Annotated in this window: 1 pseudogene; it reads left to right on the top strand. The window is 63.6% G+C overall.

Going from position 1 to position 409, the window contains the following annotated elements:
- Positions 1-409, top strand: a pseudogene (locus HMPREF2914_RS03885) (IS3 family transposase); the annotation flags it as partial.

Below are 409 nucleotides of genomic sequence, written 5' to 3'. Positions count from 1 at the left end.
GCCTGCAAACAGGCCACGGTTGAGCGGCCGGATATCCCGAATCGGCTGAACCGCGAATTCGCGACCGAGCATCCCAATCAGGTGTGGTGTGGCGACATCACCTACGTCTGGGCGTAAGGCCGTTGGCACTACCTGGCCGCGGTGCTGGATCTGCATACCCGGCGGGTGATCGGCTGGGCGTTCTCGGCCAAGCCGGATGCCGAACTGGTGATCAAGGCCCTGGACATGGCCTACGAACAGCGCGGCAAGCCACAGCAGGTGCTGTTCCATTCAGACCAGGGCAGCCAGTACGCCAGCCGCCTGTTTCGGCAACGGCTCTGGCGCTATCGGATGCAGCAGAGCATGAGCCGCCGGGGCATTGCTGGGATAACTCGCCGATGGAGCGCCTGTTCCGCAGTCTGAAGTCGGA

The sequence above is a fragment of the Pseudomonas sp. HMSC067G02 genome, from assembly GCF_001813485.1.
Taxonomy (GTDB): Bacteria; Pseudomonadota; Gammaproteobacteria; order Pseudomonadales; family Pseudomonadaceae; genus Pseudomonas; species Pseudomonas aeruginosa.
This window is presented reverse-complemented; position numbering and strand designations above follow the sequence as displayed.